Consider the following 16407-nt stretch of genomic DNA (forward strand, 5'->3'; position numbering starts at 1 on the left):
TTTACAAAGCTAATGGAATTCCTGCATAGAAATTCAGTAATTTAAGACTGAAAAGATAATTGTATTTCGCCTGTGCCACTGATCCCTGTGCGTTTGCATAATTATTTCTGGCCACATTCACGTCATAAATCGTCGTTCTTCCTGCTGCATAACTTTTATCAGCAAATTCTAAAGCCAGTTTGGTACTCTTCTCTGTTTCTACTGCTGAAAGGAAAGTCTCATAATTGGCATCTACATCGAACTGTGCCTTCTGTACGTTCTGTCTTACCGTCTGTTTTTGTTGTTCCAGAGTGATCTTGGCCACACTTTCATTGATTTTAGACTGTTCTACCTGCAACTTGGTGTTTCCTTTATTGAAAATTGGTACATTCAGTGAAATACTGGCCTGCTGTCCAAAGTTATCTTTATACTGACCGAAAAAATTCCTTTCCATCACAAGATTACCTGTCGCATCAACTCCCGTTGTATTGGTGGTTAAAAGATTATTGTAAAAACTTCCTACTCCCACACTTCCTGTAAGGGTCGGCCAGAAAGCCGTTTTACTCACTTCTGTTTGCGCTACAGCAGAATTGATTCTGCTTTCTGCAGCTTTTACCTGAGGCTGATTTTCAAAAGCAGTAGTAAGAACTTCATCTACTGATTTTAATGGTTGTTCCAGCTGGTCAGGAACCTCTACATATTCAACGTCAAAATCCTTATAATCGGGAAGCTGTAAGAGCTGTGCCATGGCAAAAAGACTTCTGCCAACGTTAATTTCAGCGGTCTTACGGTTTTGCTTTTCTCTCGCCAATGCGGCTTCTGCTTCCGCCAAGATAGTTTGAGCCGTAGTCCCAACCTGGGTGGTTATTTTAGCCCTGTCGTATTGCTTTTGGGCATTTTCAACAGCACTCTCCGAGATTTTTACGATTTCTTTATTTAGAAGGGTGGTAAGATATTGTTGTGCAATCTGAAGGGAAATATCATTTTTAATCGTTTCCACATCATATTGGCTGGCTTCTACATCAAACTGGGTTTTCCTGATCGTTTTCTCCAGTCTTCCGTTGTTGAACAGTAAAATATCTGCTCCCAGATTAGCACTGTTGCTGAATCTGTCATTCCTTAAACTTCCTGTTCCAAATGATGTCTGTCCAAAACTTACACTGTTAGACATAGTTCCGGATACTGAGGGCAGATACTGATTTTTAGCCATTTTAAGGTTAGAATCCTGGATCTGTTTAGAATATTGATTTTGGATAACCTGAAGATTATGCTCCACGGCATAGTCTACACATTCTCTTAAGGACCATTTCTTCTGAGCGCTCAGGCCCAGACAGCTTAATCCAAAAACGATAATCCAAACTTTTTTCATATTAATAATTTTCAATATTAGACGAGCCAAATATAAAAAAGTTACAGTTTTAATAATTAATATTTTATTTTAAAAAAACTTTTGTGAATTTTGCACCATGACAAACGGACAATATCAGGAAGCTGTAGACTGGCTTTTCGTACAGGCTCCCAACTATCAGACCGATGGACTGAAGGCCTATAAGCCTGGATTAGACAATATTACAAAGTTATGTGATTTCTTTGGCAATCCTCAGGAAAAGATAAAATGCATTCATATTGGAGGGACCAACGGAAAAGGGTCTTCCAGCAATATGCTGGCCTCGGTTCTGCAGGATGCCGGATATAAAGTGGGTTTATATAACTCTCCCCACCTTATTGACTTTACAGAAAGGATCAAAATAAACGGAAAAAACTGTGATAAGGAGTTTGTTTTTAATTTCATTCGAAAACTTCAGACCCTTCCTGAAGATATCCTTCCCTCTTTTTTTGAATTTACAACCATCATGGCTTTTGAATATTTTTATCAGCAGGAGGTAGATTTTGCCATTATTGAGGTTGGTCTTGGAGGAAGGCTGGATTCTACGAATATCATTACCCCTTTGGTTGCAGCCATCACGAATGTGCAGCTGGACCACCAGAATATTTTAGGAGATACCATTGAAGAGATCGCCTCAGAAAAAGCAGGAATCATCAAACCTCATATCCCAATTGTTTCAGGAGAAGAAAAAGAAACAGTTAAAAATATCCTCAGGGGAAAGGCCAACACCGAAAATGCACCCTTTATAGACGCTACAACCATACAAACGGACCTTGTCTCCGATCTTAAAGGAAACTATCAGAAAAAAAACATCCGCGTGGTTCTTGGCTTGATCGATGAGTTAAAAAAATTAAATACCCCTGTTTCTGACAAAAATATAGAGAACGGATTATTGAACGTCCATCAAAACACGGGCTTTATCGGCCGTTGGTTTGAGTTTTCTAAAGATCCGCTTACCATTTGTGACACGGGGCACAATCAGGCCGGTCTGGAGTATGTATTTTCACAACTAAATTCTATTGACAGGCATAAGCATGTCATTCTGGGATTTGTAAGTGACAAAAAAATAAATGAAGTGATGGCTCTTCTTCCGGAAAATTCAGAATTTTATTTTGCAAAACCAGCTATCAGCAGGGGAAGACACCCGGAAGACTATGAAATTCTTCTGCAGGAAGCAAAAATTTTTTATAAAATTTTCGATTCGGTACAGGAAGCGTATCTTTCTGCAAAAGAGCGATGTACAAATGAAGAAATGATTTTCATCGGCGGAAGTAATTTTGTTGTTGGAGAATTTTTAGAAAAAAATTTGGAGATTTCTGAATAAGTCGTATATTTGCACCACTCTAAACGAGGAAACAAGTATAGGGGCTCTTAGCTCAGTTGGTTCAGAGCATCTGGTTTACACCCAGAGGGTCGGGGGTTCGAATCCCTCAGGGCCCACACAAAGGTAACTGAAGCCTTTCAAAAAAAATTCAGGGCTCTTAGCTCAGTTGGTTCAGAGCATCTGGTTTACACCCAGAGGGTCGGGGGTTCGAATCCCTCAGGGCCCACAAAATCTCTCAGGAAACTGGGAGATTTTTTTGTTTATATTTACTCAAAAACTAGTATTACATGAAAAATATATTTCTACTCTCTTTATTCATAACTTCATTTATAAAAAGCCAGGTTCCAGGCACTCAGGACATGTCTTTCGGAAACAACGGAACCACAGAGTTCACCGTCAGTTCAAGTCCTTTCAAAGGCTTCCATGGAAAGAGCATGATTCTTCTTCCCAATAATGATTTTCTTGTTGGGGGAGTTTCCAACTGGGGATGCAGTGCAACAAGTTATTATACGGGAATTATTTCAAAGTTCAATCAGAACGGGATTCTTGATACTACCTATAATCAAAATGGTATTTTTGATAACTCCGGTGTTGTAGATGCTATGAAACCATCAAATGATGGAAATTATTTTATCATTGACCAATCTTCACGTCTTGTAAAAATGAATGCCGCGGGCACCCATATAAGCTCATGGGGTATAAACGGCTATGTAAGTATGCCGACAGATTATTTCATCCGGGACTGGGTGGAAACCAGCAGCAACGAAGTCATTATCACCGCTGTTAAAAAAAATTTCGACAACAAATACTATTCTGCCATGTTTAAGTACAATCAGAATGGAACGTTGGTAACTACTTTCGGAACCAACGGAATAATAGATTTTGCAACCAGCCCGAACTGGCTTTTCACCAATGTGAATATTGATAATGATGGTAATCTTTTATTTACAGGAAAGAAAAGAACAAGTCCCGTATACGACGATGCGAATATTGTTGTTTTTAAAACGGATATTAATGGAACGCCGATCGCCAATTTTGGCACCAATGGTATATTTACAATAACAAGTTATAATTCCTACTACAATAACAATACTTTTACTTTTATCACTCCTGATAACGGACTGGTAATAAGCACAGGCGGTTCGAGCCGTTATTTAATCGTAAAAGTCCTTCCTGGAGCAGCACTTGATACAACTTTCAGTAATGGCTATAAATTCGGATCTAATGTAGTGAACCCGATCAATACTTTTTTCATTGATAACAGCTTCTATGTTTTCGGAGAATTCAACGCTACTAATTTTATTGTAGGAAAGCTCAACAGCAACGGAAATGCCGACACCACATACAATACCAACGGCTATGTAACAGTCAGCAGACTTCCGGGCTTACACAATGCCACTAAAGCAATGCGGCAGGGAAACAAGTTGATTATTGCAGAAACGATGGACAATTTCTATTGTGCACAGTCTAACTGGAAACTTGTTATGAGAAGATTCGATTTTAAAACGCCAAGCTTGCTTTCTACCCATGAAAGCAATACCATAAAAGATTTCAACATATATCCGAATCCTGCAGACAATGAAGTTTTCCTGGAAGGTCTGGATAAAAACATCGAGCTGATCACAATAGACGGTAAAAAAATGGAAGCAAAAGTAAAAAGAAAAGACGAAAAATTAATTGTTGACGTAAGTCATCTTCCAAAAGGAACTTACATTATAAAAGGAAAAAATAATGATGGAAAAATAGTGACTGAAAAATTCATCAAAAAATAAATACGAGAAAAAGGATAACATCCTTAATGACCACTCCAAATAAAATCTCTCAGGAAACTGGGAGATTTTTTTATTGATATAGGCAGCTATATCTAAAAATAATTACTTCATGCTTTTTATCAGTAGTCCTAATTTGTAGACATCAAGATATCTGAGATTAACATTTCCTTTTAAAAGTTTTGCCTTAAAGATATTCAATATTGTATCCTGTAAAAACATTTGTATAAAGGGTTTAAAAGGTAATTTACTATAGAGTCTAACTAATTTCACTTCTGACAATTTTGACTTCAGGCTTTCATCTTTAAGCATCTTAGCCAGACTTTCTACAGATTCCACTACTTTTTCAAGGTAAACACTATTGCTTTCCAGATCATTATTAAGAATCGGGTTGGCTATGTGATCTATCTTTATTTTTTCAGATTTTAGGTCCATCGCAAAAAGGAGGTCTTCATATCCGTATTTTTGAAAATCAGGATTGAAATGTATTTTTTCAAAGACGTCTCTTTTAATGATAAAATTGTTGGTCTGAAAACTTAAATAAGGCTTGTTCAAACGGAGCTCAACAGGCAGATTTTCCCTTTCAACAGCAAATTTCCACCTTAAATAATATTCAGAGGCGGGAGCGCGTCCCAAAACAGTCCTGCCTCCATAAATAACTTTAGTGTCCTTATCTTTTTGTACAAATTCTGTATAATTTTTTAAGAAGTTTTTCTCTGTAATTTTTCCGTCACAGTCAAGAAATAACAGGTACTCCCCTGCCGCATACTTTTGAAAAAGGTTACGTATCCTTGATCTTCCCATATTGTTTTCAAGAAAAATGAAGTTTTCAACCTCATTTTGAAGTATCTGATTAATCTTTTTATAGCTTTCATCAGAAGCATCGTCAATCAAAATAATTTCTGCATCGATTCCAATAGCATCAATCTCTTTCTTTAAATCAGATACGAGGCCGCGAACATCAAAATTATAGACAGGAATACAGATTGACAACAACATTATAATTGAATTTTTTCAACGATCTTCTGGATATTAAGTTCTTCAAGACAAGCCCAATCGCCCCGATAACATTCTTTATCACCAAAAACCGAGCAAGGTCTGCAGGTAAGGTCTTTCACCTGAACCACATCGTTTTCGCTCTGTCCGAAGCCTAAAAAACCAGCATAAGGATGGGTTGCCCCCCAAATAGAAACACACCTGGTTCCCATAAGGCTGGCAAGGTGCATATTGGCTGAATCCATAGAGATCATCAACTCCAGTTCTGAGATTTTGTGAAGCTCTTCTGAAAGGCTTAATTTTCCTGAAAGGCTTTTGGTATTTGGAATCTCAGTTTCCCACTTTTCAAGGGTTTCGGTTTCCTTTTTCCCACCTCCAAAGAAATAGATGGTGTGTTTTTGAGCCAAAATTCTGGCCAGTTCAAAAGATTTTTCCAAGGGAAGCATTTTCCCTTTATGTTGTGCGAAAGGAGCCAAACCTATTCCTGATTTTTGCCCCGGAACCGGTCGCAACTTATGAGAAAGCTCTACCTTAAAGCCCATATCACGGAAAACATCTGCATAGCGCTCCACCGTTTTTTTTAGCTGAACTTTATTCAGGTTCCAGACATCCGTAAGTTCTTCCTTTTCTTCTTTTCCTTTGTTTATTTTAAAGACTTTAAGCCCTTTTCTTCGATAGATCTTATCCAGAATTTTAGTTCTGATCACATCATGAAGATTGGCTATATAATCAGGATTAAATTCTTTGAGCAGTTCATTAGAAAGCCTTCTCAATCCAAAGATCCCTTTGTAGTCATCAAGGTTAATTCCTTTAAATGTAACATTCGGAATATCAGCAAATAAACCCTCGAAATTCTTTCTGGAAACCATGATAATTTCCACGTCAGGATTCTGCTCCAGAAACTCCCTGAAGACAGGTGCCGTCATCGCGACATCACCAAAAGCAGAAAAACGATATGCTAGAATTCTGGTCACTCCTAAGATTTTAACTGGTAGGCAACTGCGTAAAACTTAATCTGTTTAGTCATCGCCATTAATCCATTTGCTCGGGATGGCGAAAGAAATTCCTGAAGCCCTATCTCTGCAATGAATTCAAAGTCAGAATCTAAGATTTCCTGTGTAGAATGACCGCTGTAGATGCTTACTAAAAGTGAAACAATTCCCTTAGGAAGTATTCCGTCTGAATCGGCATCAAAAAAAAGCTTTCCATCTTTGTATTCAGCATCGATCCAAACCTTACTCTGACAGCCTTTGATGAGATTATCATCTTTTTTTCTGTCTTCGGGCAGACCCTTTAACTCTTTACCAAGATCAATAATGTATTCATACTTCTGTTCCCAGTCATCGAGAAAAGCAAACTCATCGATTATTTCTTGCTGTTTTTCTTTAATGGTCATTTTTTTAACAAATTTTATGCAAAGATAACCATTTTATAAAGATTATTTATTCTGATGCTTTTTCAAAAACTTTCAGCAATTTTACTTCTTCATTTTCCCAACAGAGTTCTTTCGATGCTCTTTCCAGTTCTTTCTGATAACTTCCCCGTCCTCTATCTAGAATTATTCGGATAGCAGCCGCTATATTTTCCGGCCGGTGGTCTTTTATGATTTCTCCCACATCAAATTGATTTTTAATATTCTGCATCTCTGGAAGATCTGCAAGCAATACCGGAACGTGGGACTGGATGTAGTCCAGAACTTTATTCGGCAGAGAATAAAGGTAGCTTTCTCCCCCATTTTCCTCAATACTCATACCTACATCTGCTGTCAACGTAATATCTCTAAGGTCATCCGGTTTCAATTTTCCTAAAAACTGAACTTTATGCTGAAGATTTTCTTTCGCAACAAGATCTTCATATTCTTTTTTTCTTGGCCCGTCTCCTGCGATTTTGAAAACGACTCCTTCAAGATGATTCATCGCCAGAATAGCCTTATCAATCCCACGAAAAGGGTTGATTACTCCCTGATATAAAAATAATTTAGGGTTGTTCTCCGGAATTTTCATGGTAAATTCCATTTTTCTCGGTGCATTCTGAACGACAACAGGATGGGTCCCATATTTTTTTTGGAACCATTTTGCATAGCTTCCACTGGCTGTGATCATGAATGTAAGTTCAGGAATGATCTTTTTCTCTAAATACCGCCACAGTTTTTGTGACATTTTGCCCTGAATAGCAGGCATTTCTGAAAAAATTTCATGACTGTCAAAAACAAGTGGAATATTTAATTTTTTAGCGATGAAATAATTTGGAAGCAGTGCATCAAGATCATTTGCGTGAAGAATTGTGTTGCTATCTGCTTTTTCCTTTAATTGATGGTACAGTTTCCAATTAAATTCAAAATAAGCTGTTTTCAAGCTTTTGGACGCTAAATGTATTCTGGAAAACGGGTAAGGACGATCCATCTGCTCAGCTCCTTTCCAGTCGTTTCCAATCAGTTCTACCTGATAATCGTTCTCATACAGTGTCCGGCATACCTTTTCGATACGCTGGTCTGTATACAGGTTACTGAAGGCAGAAGTAATTATTTTTTTCTTCATTCCTTTTTGTTTCCCGCCAACAAATAATACACCTGAATAAAGCAGATTAACCCATTCGGAATAATAACTGGCCAGAGCATTCCATTGAAAATACCATAAATGACAAAGCAGATACAGCCTATCATGTTAACAATTCTAATTTTTCTTACATCTTTCAGTATAAAACTCAGTACTATGAAAATTGATGCAGAATATCCGATATAAGTAGTAATTTCGGGATTCATGGGGAAGTTTTAAAGGATAACAAACTTAATCATTTTCAATAAGATAATAAAATTTTTTCTGCCATAAAGTCATTAATTGATTTTTGGTAAAATATTTGTAATTTAGATAATGAATAAATGGCACCGCTGCCATTATTCTAATGAGATATATTATGGATTATAAGTTTTCACAAGGTTTGAGCCAAGTGTTCAAACAAAGCAAGAGCGAAGCTAAAAGGCTGAAAAGTGAATTTCTTAATACAGAACACCTACTTTTAGGTATTATAAAAACGGAAAACTCTGCAAAAGAAATCCTTCAAAGCCTTAATGCGGATTTAACACAAATCAGAAGAAAAATTGAAACTTTAAATACAGCAAGTCTTAATCCTATTTCTGAAGAGGTTACTAATATTTCTTTCACCAAGATGGCAGATCATGCGATCAAACGTGCAGAGCTGGAATGCAGACAATATAAAAGCAATGAAATTAATACCGTTCACCTGCTTTTAGGCATTCTATATAAATATGAGGATCCTACTTCAAATATTTTAGGCGCTTACGACATCGATTATGAAGGAGTTTCAAAAGAGTACCAAACAATGCTTAAAAATTCCGGACAGGCGCCACAGATGAGTGCTTATGACGATGATGACGACAGAGAGGAATTTGAGCAGATGAGGAAGCCTTCAGGAAATTTAGGTTCTGCAAAAAGTAAAACCCCTACATTGGATAACTTTGGTAGAGACTTAACTTCTTTGGCTAGAGACGGAAAATTGGATCCTGTGATTGGTCGTGAAAAAGAAATTGAGCGTGTTTCTCAGATCTTATCGAGAAGAAAGAAAAACAACCCTCTTCTTATTGGTGAACCAGGAGTTGGTAAATCTGCGATTGCAGAAGGACTGGCTTTAAGAATTCAGCAGAAGAAAGTGTCGAGAGTTCTTTACGGAAAGCGCGTTATTACTTTGGATCTGGCAAGTTTGGTAGCAGGAACAAAATACCGTGGTCAGTTTGAAGAAAGAATGAAAGCGATCATGACGGAACTGGAAAAGAACAGAGATGTCATCTTATTCATTGATGAGCTTCACACTATTGTTGGTGCCGGAAGTTCAACAGGAAGTCTGGATGCATCCAATATGTTCAAACCTGCTTTGGCAAGAGGCGAAATTCAATGCATCGGGGCCACAACTCTGGATGAGTACCGTCAGTATATCGAGAAAGACGGAGCTTTGGAAAGAAGATTCCAGAAAGTAATGGTAGAACCTACCAATATTGAGGAAACAATTCAGATCCTGAATCAGATTAAAGATAAATACGAAGAACATCATAATGTAGTGTATACCCCTGAAGCGATTCTGGCTTGTGTCAATTTGACATCAAGATATATTACAGACCGTTTCTTACCGGACAAAGCTATTGACGCGATGGACGAGGCAGGGTCACGTGTTTATATTAAAAACATGAAAGTTCCTACTGAGATCATTGATTTTGAGAAGAAAATTGAGGATATCAAAGAGATGAAGCAGAAAGCGGTAAAAGCTCAGGATTATCTTGAAGCCCGAAAGCTTAAGGATGAAGAGGAACGTCTTCAAATGGAACTTAATTCTGCTCAGGATAAATGGGACAAAGATGTAAAAGAGAAAAAAGAAACCGTAACGGAAGAAAATGTAGCGGAAGTGGTTTCTATGATGAGTGGTGTTCCGGTGACGAAAGTGGGTAAAAACGAGCTCGATAAGTTAGCTCAGATGGATGAAAAACTGAACGGAAAAGTAATCGGTCAGGAAGATGCTGTGAAGAAGGTTGTGAAGGCCATTCAGAGAAACAGAGCCGGTCTTAAAGATCCGAACCGTCCAATCGGTACATTTATCTTCCTGGGTACAACCGGAGTGGGTAAAACGGAGCTGGCCAAAGTAATGGCAAGAGAACTTTTCGAATCTGACGAATCTCTGATCCGAATTGACATGAGTGAATACATGGAAAAATTTGCGGTTTCAAGATTGGTGGGTGCGCCTCCAGGATACGTTGGATACGAGGAAGGTGGACAATTAACTGAAGCTGTAAGAAGAAAACCTTATGCTGTGGTTCTTCTGGATGAGATTGAAAAAGCTCACCCTGATGTATTCAACATTCTGTTGCAGATCCTGGATGAAGGTCACGTTACGGACAGTTTAGGTAGAAAAATTGACTTTAGAAATACGATTATCATCCTTACATCCAATATTGGAACAAGAGATCTTAAAGATTTCGGAGATGGTGTAGGATTTGGAACTTCGGCTAAAAAGACTGGTACAGATACACGAGCAAGAAGCACGATTGAAAATGCCCTTAAAAAAGCATTTGCTCCTGAATTCTTAAACAGAATTGATGACATTGTGATCTTCAACTCTCTGGTACAGGATGATATCAAGAGAATTATCGATATTGAACTGAACAAGCTTTATGGCAGATTAGAGAAATTAGGTTATAAAGTGGAATTAACTGAAGAAGCCAAAGACTTTATTTCTGAAAAAGGATGGGATAAAGACTTCGGAGCAAGACCGTTAAAACGAGCTATCCAGAAATATATTGAGGACTTATTGGCAGAAATGCTAGTGAATAAGCAATTGAATGAAGGAGAAACTGTAGTTCTTGAAGTGAATGAAGCTAAAGACGGATTAACCGGAAAAACTTCAAAACCGAAAAAAACGGTTGAAAAGTCTTCTTAGTTTTAAACAAATACTATAATAATAATGAAAGCACCGGAAAATTCCAGTGCTTTTTGTTTTTCTATGTTTTGGCTAAAGCCAATCCTTGATTGGGATCAAAATAAAACGGGCTAAAGCCCGTTCCTATTGATGTTTAAATTTTTTATAGAGTCTACAGTCCTACTACAAATCCTATATTCGGAACCAGCCCACTCGAGAATACACTTGAATTTTCTTTCCAAAGCACGTTATACATTAAGCCCAGCTGCATAAAAGAGTTTCCTCCTATCCTCTGCATATATCCGCCGCCAAGGTATAAAGCGGTTTCCTGCTCGTTCACTTTATAATCATAAAATTTGTCTGTATAATTGATAAAATAATGCTGAAGATTGGCCCCTACATAAAATGACCGGGCAATATAATAATTGGCAAAAGGTCCTACTCCAAACATCGTTGATTTGTAGTAATTAGAAGTCTGCCAGGAAATACTTCCTACCACCCCGCCTTCCAGATCATCGGTGATTTTGTATCCAACTCTTGGGGAAGCCTGCAGATAAAATGCACTGTTGCTTCCGAATCCTAAACCGATTCCGCCACCGAACGTCCACTTATTGTTGTCTTGTGACTCCGTGCCTACTGAAACCTGGGAAAATATTGATCCTGAAATCATTACAAATAAAGGAATAATAAATTTTTTCATATTAATATTGTTTTTATCGATGTTTAAAATTATGGTTTTTTTTCGAATTTTTTTAGTCGTATTTTTGCCGGGTCAAACTAAGAACTCCCGTTAAGAGTTTCGTAAAATTGAAATAAAATGAAAGTAGTAGTAGGATTATCTGGAGGTGTAGATTCCAGTGTTACAGCGTATTTGTTGCAACAACAAGGCCATGAAGTGGTCGCTTTGTTTATGAGAAACTGGAATGATGCTTCGGTAACGCTGGAGGATGAATGCCCGTGGATTGAAGACAGTAATGATGCTCTGATGGTAGCCCAGAAGCTTGGGATTCCTTTTCAGGTCATCGATATGAGCGAGCTTTACAAAGAGCGTATTGTAGATTATATGTTTGACGAATATCAGAAAGGAAGAACTCCAAATCCTGATGTTTTGTGTAACAGAGAAGTAAAGTTTGATGTTTTCATGAAAACCGCAATGTCTTTAGGGGCTGATAAAGTAGCCACAGGACATTATGCACAGGTTAATTCCACTTTTGACGAAAACGGAAAGGAAATTTTTCATCTTTTGGCTGGAAAAGACAATAACAAAGATCAGTCTTATTTTCTATGTCAGCTGAGCCAGGATCAGCTGTCAAAGGCACTATTTCCTATTGGAGAGCTCACCAAACCTCAGGTAAGAGAAATTGCTAAAGAGATCGGGCTTGTGACTGCTGACAAAAAAGATTCTCAGGGATTGTGTTTTATCGGAAAGGTAAGTCTGCCTCAGTTTTTACAACAGCAGTTGGTTCCTAAAGAAGGGGAAATTGTAGAAATTTTCAAAGATTCACCTTTATTTTCTGTAGAAAAACCCGAATTTTCTTCAAAAGAGAAAGAGCTGGAGTTTTTATCCCAGAAAATCCATTATAAAAAAGCGGACGGGAAAGTAATCGGAAAGCATCAGGGTGCTCAATTTTTCACGATCGGACAAAGTAAGGGACTTGGTATAGGAGGCCATAAGGAAAGCTGTTTTATCATCTCCAGAGATATGGAAAACAATATTATTTTTGTGGGTGAAGGTCACAGTTCTCCGGGACTGCATAAAAAAGCATTAAAAATTGACAATTCAGAGCTGCATTGGGTTCGTGAAGATATGAAGCTGGAGAATGGGGAGTCTATGGAAGTCATGGCCAGATTCAGATACAGACAGGCATTGCAAAAAGCGGTTCTTTATCAGTTTGAGAATGCATTGTATGTTGAATTTGAAGAGCCACAGTCGGCGATTGCGGAAGGTCAGTTTGCAGCATGGTATCTTGACGAGGAACTGATTGGAAGTGGTGTTATTGCATAACGAAAAGTTTTTTGAAAATTTTCTGTAACGAATTTTGAGTTGTTAGACTTACTAGGTAAATAACAATAAAAAATATCACTATGAAAACGACTTCAAAAAACCAGTACACTTTTGTCAACCTTATTTTAATTCCTGTTGTAAGTGCCGTTTTGGGCTATAATCTCTATCAGGTTATTGTACATCCGGAACCATCCAACATGGCAGCTACTTTAATCCTGGCGGTCATAACGTCTGTCATGGTCCGCAAATACAGCAATAAGCCTGTAAAAGAAGAACAGAAAAATTAAATCATTTTAATTGATATTTATAAAATCCCGAAGCATTTTTTGTTTCGGGTTTCTTTTTTCAGGAAGCTATTACCTCTTCATCTTATGCTTGAATTCAGTTGATATAAAAATCACATTGACAATAATGTCTGCTATATTTATAATAACCGATCTTCATCATAATAGTATTCAACCTTACCTTCTACGTCTTTCACAACAATATCGATATCCTGTATAATATCATCGCCATAGAAATTGATAAAAAGCAATTCTTTATTTTTCTTAGCATAAACGAGATTGTATTTTGTCTTCAGAAAATCACGGAAATAGTACATTTCCTTATTAGAATCAAGTTTTACATTGGTGGAAAAATCTTTTAGTCTTACATCCGCTTTTCTGTTAAAATTTTTAGCGCTAAGAATCCTCAGAATCTCCTGAAAAGGGATATCAACCTTTTCTGAACCTACCTTCCCATAGTTTCCAATTTCTTCCTGGAAATCTTTTTGCACGGCATATTCTATTGTTATTTTCAGGAAGATCTTTATTTCTATTTTTTCTTCTTTAGCATTGGTAATCTGTATAATAAAGTCTTCCTCGTCTTTTCCCTGAAAAATTTCTATTTTATCAGAATCAAATGCATATTCTGCAGCATATTTCCGATATCTTGAATACACTATGATATCCCTTATTTTCCTTAGTATAAAATTAGTCAGCAAAAAAGGAATTACAATAACGGGTATGAGCATTATAAAAATATAGATAACGGAAACCCAAAGTGAAAAGTCCCCTCCAGGTAAAAAGGGATTATAATCATAGAGAATCGTCTTAAAAATGAGCACAGAAAACACGATGTTTAAAATGATGAAGACAAACGTCTCCCAACTCACTTCATCACCCTGTTTTTGCAGAGGAATATTCTCATACAAGATATTCCTCTCTTTTTCTGTAAATTTTCTGGTGGTCATATTATTTTTTATCATCTGGTTCAGATCTGTTTCTGTTTGATATTTACTTTTGAACTGGATTGGTATAGAATCACAATACCTTGTATGATCAAGAGCACAATAAGATACCCAACCGGTTTTCCTATCATTAATCCTCTGATCAGTTTCACGATTCCTATCATCAGAATGAACATCATAAAGTAAAAAGTTATTTTTGAAGGGCCTTTTTTCAATGATTTCAGGATGATTGCGGAAAGATAAAAACCAAGCAGAAGCATTACATAAAACTTTAGAAATTCCGGTCCTTTCAAAGAGATTGGATTATAGGTCTCGTGCGTAAGAACAAGCCAAATCATGCTTATCATTATCGGCACTGTACAGATTAGTATTTTTTTCATAACTTTCAATTTTTAACCTCCGCCGCAGCCTCCACAACCACCACCGCAGCCACTACTGCAGCCACTTCCTCCTCCATCTCCACCTCCACTGCAACTGGAACCTCCTCCATCGCTGCTTCCGCCTACACTGCCATCATCTTTCTTTTTAACGATAATGCTGCCACTATCACCCCGAAATAAGGAGATCAGTGAAAAGAAACTGAATATTACGATGATGGGTAAAGCGACTAAAGTCAGTGTTCCCAAAACCTCTCCCAGACATGATGACATCATGAAAAGCACCATCAATAAAGGAATGATTCTCAGACTTTTCAGCCAAATTGTCATGAATCCGTTTTTCTCTTTTTCATACCAGATCTCTTTAGGAGCCTCCTGTTGAAAAATCTCGTGATAGCTTTTCATAGTATCCGAAAACCAGTTCCGGTGTTTGTTTTTTTCGTTAAAGCCACCTTTTGAAGGATGATGATGAAGCGTTCGTTTTAAAATATGGGGACAGAATTCTTCCCAGTAATTCTGGGTGTAGATCAGGTGCATATGCCATACTTTGTCTACTATTTCGCTTGGAGAAGCTCCGTTGGGAAGGATGCAGCAGAGGTAAACAAATTTTTTATACTCCTGAATGGCTTTTTGAGCGAAATCTAATGTCCAGCGTTCTTCTCTGGCCAGTTTTTTCGAAAAAGGAAAATCAGCATCCGGGGCATCCATTGAAAAATTCTGAATCCGGTTCCAAAGGATTTCGTCTTTTAATAAGATTGTTGTTTCCATTGTGTTAACTTTTATTTTTCTACTCAAATATCATTGGATTTTAAAATATAAAAGTCTTGCATACATCTTATTTGGATGTATAAAAATCTTATATTAGTCTTACAAAAATTAAAGAATGAAAAACGAAGACATTCAGCATCTTGAGAAACTGATGAACTTCTTAAGTCAGCATTTTTTGAAGAAAAATCATTGGGAAGGAGTCACAAAAACAGAATGGTCGTACATCAGCGCGGAAATCAACGACCTGATTATCAATGATCATTCTGAAAAAGGGATCAGAAAGGACCCGGATCTCCTGGGGTCTCACTACCTTTATGAACATTTGATTATCAACAAATTAAAGAAATACAAACAGAATGAAAATGCCGTTTTAAGCAGGCCAAATCTGGCCAAATTAAGCCAGATCGTGAAAGTCCTGGGATATTCCAGTTATATTGATTTCATTAATTCCAACACGGAAGCATTCAATTTCAATGATCTCAGGATCGATATGAATAATGTAAAGCAGAATACGGCGCTTTTAGACTGTTTGGTGGGCTGCTGGTATTCCTACAATAGAAATCTCCCTGAAAAGCCTCTGGCGGCACAGGATGAAAGAATATGGCGGTCTGCAATGGAAATCTATAAGTCTGAAACTTCCGGTGAATATCTCATCGAAAGAAGCGGTGGCGATCACCATAAGTATTTCGGAAAAGTAACAGCGTATTCAGATTATGTGTTCATCATCATGAACAGCAATACATTTATTCGCCAGAGACATTTTATCTCAAGGATAAAAGATATCAAGGAAAAGCTTAAAAATCCAGAATATAAGCTCCATGAGGTGCATTTTATAAGTACGTGTATCAGTTTTAATCAAGAGCCTATCGCTCTGTTCGAGATATTTCAGAAAGCAGATAGAAAAACCTTTATTTCTGACTCTATCAGCTTTCCTATTGACAGTGATGAGATTCCTCAATCTATTATAAAACAGCTTGAAGACACGGAGTCTAACAGGATTGATTACAGGTAATCGCGAGATTCGGGTTTGAGAGTTTGAGGGTATTCGAGTGAGAGAGTTCTGAGTGCGTGTTTCGGGTTATGGGATATTATTTTAAATATTTTACTATTCCAACCTTCGCACAACAGCCTCAATCTTAGCCTCAACCTAAAA

16 protein-coding genes and 2 tRNA genes are annotated in these 16407 nt (G+C 37.4%); 8 read left to right on the forward strand and 10 right to left on the reverse strand.

What is annotated here, in order from left to right:
- Position 1: 1 nt before the first annotated feature.
- Complete coding sequence (locus tag NZD88_RS14155; protein ID WP_259830002.1) at positions 2 to 1348, reverse strand: TolC family protein; 1347 nt, start codon at positions 1346 to 1348, stop codon at positions 2 to 4.
- Between the two features lie 97 nt (positions 1349 to 1445).
- Here NZD88_RS14155 and NZD88_RS14160 point away from each other — a divergent pair, with 97 nt between their 5' ends.
- The 4 genes from NZD88_RS14160 (at position 1446) to NZD88_RS14175 (ending at position 4462) form a co-directional block, all read left to right on the forward strand.
- Positions 1446 to 2690, forward strand: coding sequence for a bifunctional folylpolyglutamate synthase/dihydrofolate synthase (locus tag NZD88_RS14160; RefSeq protein ID WP_259830003.1), 1245 nt, complete (start codon positions 1446 to 1448; stop codon positions 2688 to 2690).
- Positions 2691 to 2731: 41 nt separating this feature from the next.
- Positions 2732 to 2806, forward strand: a tRNA-Val gene (locus NZD88_RS14165).
- A gap of 35 nt (positions 2807 to 2841) precedes the next feature.
- Positions 2842 to 2916, forward strand: a tRNA-Val gene (locus NZD88_RS14170).
- Between the two features lie 61 nt (positions 2917 to 2977).
- The gene (locus tag NZD88_RS14175; protein ID WP_259830004.1) at positions 2978 to 4462 is read left to right on the forward strand and encodes a T9SS type A sorting domain-containing protein; all 1485 of its coding nucleotides are present in this window, start codon (positions 2978 to 2980) and stop codon (positions 4460 to 4462) included.
- Positions 4463 to 4564: 102 nt separating this feature from the next.
- On the opposite strand, the gene NZD88_RS14180 is transcribed toward NZD88_RS14175, so the two are convergent.
- Genes NZD88_RS14180 through NZD88_RS14200 form a run of 5 tightly spaced genes read right to left on the reverse strand, consistent with a single transcriptional unit; the run spans position 4565 to position 8216 of the window.
- Positions 4565 to 5458: a glycosyltransferase family 2 protein gene (locus NZD88_RS14180; protein ID WP_259830005.1), complete on the reverse strand. Its 894-nt coding sequence runs from the start codon at positions 5456 to 5458 to the stop codon at positions 4565 to 4567.
- Positions 5458 to 6429, reverse strand: coding sequence for a glycosyltransferase family 9 protein (locus NZD88_RS14185; protein ID WP_259830007.1), 972 nt, complete (start codon positions 6427 to 6429; stop codon positions 5458 to 5460). The genes NZD88_RS14180 and NZD88_RS14185 overlap by 1 nt, the downstream gene beginning before the upstream one ends.
- A gap of 2 nt (positions 6430 to 6431) precedes the next feature.
- Complete coding sequence (locus NZD88_RS14190) at positions 6432 to 6851, reverse strand: SufE family protein (protein WP_259830009.1); 420 nt, start codon at positions 6849 to 6851, stop codon at positions 6432 to 6434.
- Between the two features lie 46 nt (positions 6852 to 6897).
- Positions 6898 to 7992: a glycosyltransferase gene (locus NZD88_RS14195; protein WP_259830011.1), complete on the reverse strand. Its 1095-nt coding sequence runs from the start codon at positions 7990 to 7992 to the stop codon at positions 6898 to 6900.
- Positions 7989 to 8216 (reverse strand): uroporphyrinogen decarboxylase, encoded by a 228-nt coding sequence (locus tag NZD88_RS14200; RefSeq protein WP_259830012.1) that lies wholly within the window; start codon positions 8214 to 8216, stop codon positions 7989 to 7991. The genes NZD88_RS14195 and NZD88_RS14200 overlap by 4 nt, the downstream gene beginning before the upstream one ends.
- Before the next feature lie 152 nt (positions 8217 to 8368).
- On the opposite strand from NZD88_RS14200, the gene NZD88_RS14205 reads away from it, so the two are divergent.
- On the forward strand, positions 8369 to 10897 hold the full coding sequence (locus NZD88_RS14205; RefSeq protein ID WP_259830014.1) for an ATP-dependent Clp protease ATP-binding subunit: 2529 nt from the start codon (positions 8369 to 8371) through the stop codon (positions 10895 to 10897).
- A gap of 151 nt (positions 10898 to 11048) precedes the next feature.
- Here NZD88_RS14205 and NZD88_RS14210 read toward each other — a convergent pair whose 3' ends face one another.
- On the reverse strand, positions 11049 to 11576 hold the full coding sequence (locus NZD88_RS14210; RefSeq protein WP_259830015.1) for a hypothetical protein: 528 nt from the start codon (positions 11574 to 11576) through the stop codon (positions 11049 to 11051).
- Positions 11577 to 11693: 117 nt separating this feature from the next.
- On the opposite strand from NZD88_RS14210, the gene mnmA reads away from it, so the two are divergent.
- On the forward strand, positions 11694 to 12881 hold the full coding sequence (gene mnmA, locus NZD88_RS14215) for a tRNA 2-thiouridine(34) synthase MnmA (protein WP_259830016.1): 1188 nt from the start codon (positions 11694 to 11696) through the stop codon (positions 12879 to 12881).
- Between the two features lie 80 nt (positions 12882 to 12961).
- Positions 12962 to 13168: a hypothetical protein gene (locus tag NZD88_RS14220; protein WP_259830017.1), complete on the forward strand. Its 207-nt coding sequence runs from the start codon at positions 12962 to 12964 to the stop codon at positions 13166 to 13168.
- A 137-nt stretch (positions 13169 to 13305) separates the two neighbouring features.
- Here the strand turns inward: NZD88_RS14220 and NZD88_RS14225 are convergent, their stop codons facing one another.
- Genes NZD88_RS14225 through NZD88_RS14235 form a run of 3 tightly spaced genes read right to left on the reverse strand, consistent with a single transcriptional unit; the run spans position 13306 to position 15254 of the window.
- Positions 13306 to 14112 (reverse strand): hypothetical protein, encoded by an 807-nt coding sequence (locus tag NZD88_RS14225; protein ID WP_259830018.1) that lies wholly within the window; start codon positions 14110 to 14112, stop codon positions 13306 to 13308.
- 20 nt (positions 14113 to 14132) lie between these two features.
- Positions 14133 to 14489: a hypothetical protein gene (locus tag NZD88_RS14230; protein WP_259830019.1), complete on the reverse strand. Its 357-nt coding sequence runs from the start codon at positions 14487 to 14489 to the stop codon at positions 14133 to 14135.
- 12 nt (positions 14490 to 14501) lie between these two features.
- Entirely contained in the window at positions 14502 to 15254 is a 753-nt protein-coding gene (locus NZD88_RS14235; RefSeq protein WP_259830020.1) for a glycine-rich domain-containing protein, read from the reverse strand.
- A 115-nt stretch (positions 15255 to 15369) separates the two neighbouring features.
- Between NZD88_RS14235 and NZD88_RS14240 the strand changes: the two genes are divergently transcribed.
- The gene (locus tag NZD88_RS14240) at positions 15370 to 16266 is read left to right on the forward strand and encodes a hypothetical protein (RefSeq protein ID WP_259830022.1); all 897 of its coding nucleotides are present in this window, start codon (positions 15370 to 15372) and stop codon (positions 16264 to 16266) included.
- Positions 16267 to 16407 lie beyond the last annotated feature (141 nt).

Origin of the sequence: Chryseobacterium pyrolae (genome assembly GCF_025153485.1) — a bacterium.
Lineage (GTDB): Bacteria > Bacteroidota > Bacteroidia > Flavobacteriales > Weeksellaceae > Chryseobacterium > Chryseobacterium antibioticum.

What these genes read in the sequence shown, in the direction of transcription:
- NZD88_RS14190 (WP_259830009.1), bottom strand. Translation starts at nt 6,851, where the DNA reads ATGACCATTAAAGAAAAACAGCAAGAAATAATCGATGAGTTTGCTTTT.
- NZD88_RS14235 (WP_259830020.1), bottom strand. Translation starts at nt 15,254, where the DNA reads ATGGAAACAACAATCTTATTAAAAGACGAAATCCTTTGGAACCGGATT.
- mnmA (WP_259830016.1), top strand. Translation starts at nt 11,694, where the DNA reads ATGAAAGTAGTAGTAGGATTATCTGGAGGTGTAGATTCCAGTGTTACA.
- NZD88_RS14210 (WP_259830015.1), bottom strand. Translation starts at nt 11,576, where the DNA reads ATGAAAAAATTTATTATTCCTTTATTTGTAATGATTTCAGGATCAATA.
- NZD88_RS14155 (WP_259830002.1), bottom strand. Translation starts at nt 1,348, where the DNA reads ATGAAAAAAGTTTGGATTATCGTTTTTGGATTAAGCTGTCTGGGCCTG.
- NZD88_RS14200 (WP_259830012.1), bottom strand. Translation starts at nt 8,216, where the DNA reads ATGAATCCCGAAATTACTACTTATATCGGATATTCTGCATCAATTTTC.
- NZD88_RS14240 (WP_259830022.1), top strand. Translation starts at nt 15,370, where the DNA reads ATGAAAAACGAAGACATTCAGCATCTTGAGAAACTGATGAACTTCTTA.
- NZD88_RS14180 (WP_259830005.1), bottom strand. Translation starts at nt 5,458, where the DNA reads ATGTTGTTGTCAATCTGTATTCCTGTCTATAATTTTGATGTTCGCGGC.
- NZD88_RS14225 (WP_259830018.1), bottom strand. Translation starts at nt 14,112, where the DNA reads ATGACCACCAGAAAATTTACAGAAAAAGAGAGGAATATCTTGTATGAG.
- NZD88_RS14195 (WP_259830011.1), bottom strand. Translation starts at nt 7,992, where the DNA reads ATGAAGAAAAAAATAATTACTTCTGCCTTCAGTAACCTGTATACAGAC.
- NZD88_RS14220 (WP_259830017.1), top strand. Translation starts at nt 12,962, where the DNA reads ATGAAAACGACTTCAAAAAACCAGTACACTTTTGTCAACCTTATTTTA.
- NZD88_RS14175 (WP_259830004.1), top strand. Translation starts at nt 2,978, where the DNA reads ATGAAAAATATATTTCTACTCTCTTTATTCATAACTTCATTTATAAAA.
- NZD88_RS14205 (WP_259830014.1), top strand. Translation starts at nt 8,369, where the DNA reads ATGGATTATAAGTTTTCACAAGGTTTGAGCCAAGTGTTCAAACAAAGC.
- NZD88_RS14160 (WP_259830003.1), top strand. Translation starts at nt 1,446, where the DNA reads ATGACAAACGGACAATATCAGGAAGCTGTAGACTGGCTTTTCGTACAG.
- NZD88_RS14230 (WP_259830019.1), bottom strand. Translation starts at nt 14,489, where the DNA reads ATGAAAAAAATACTAATCTGTACAGTGCCGATAATGATAAGCATGATT.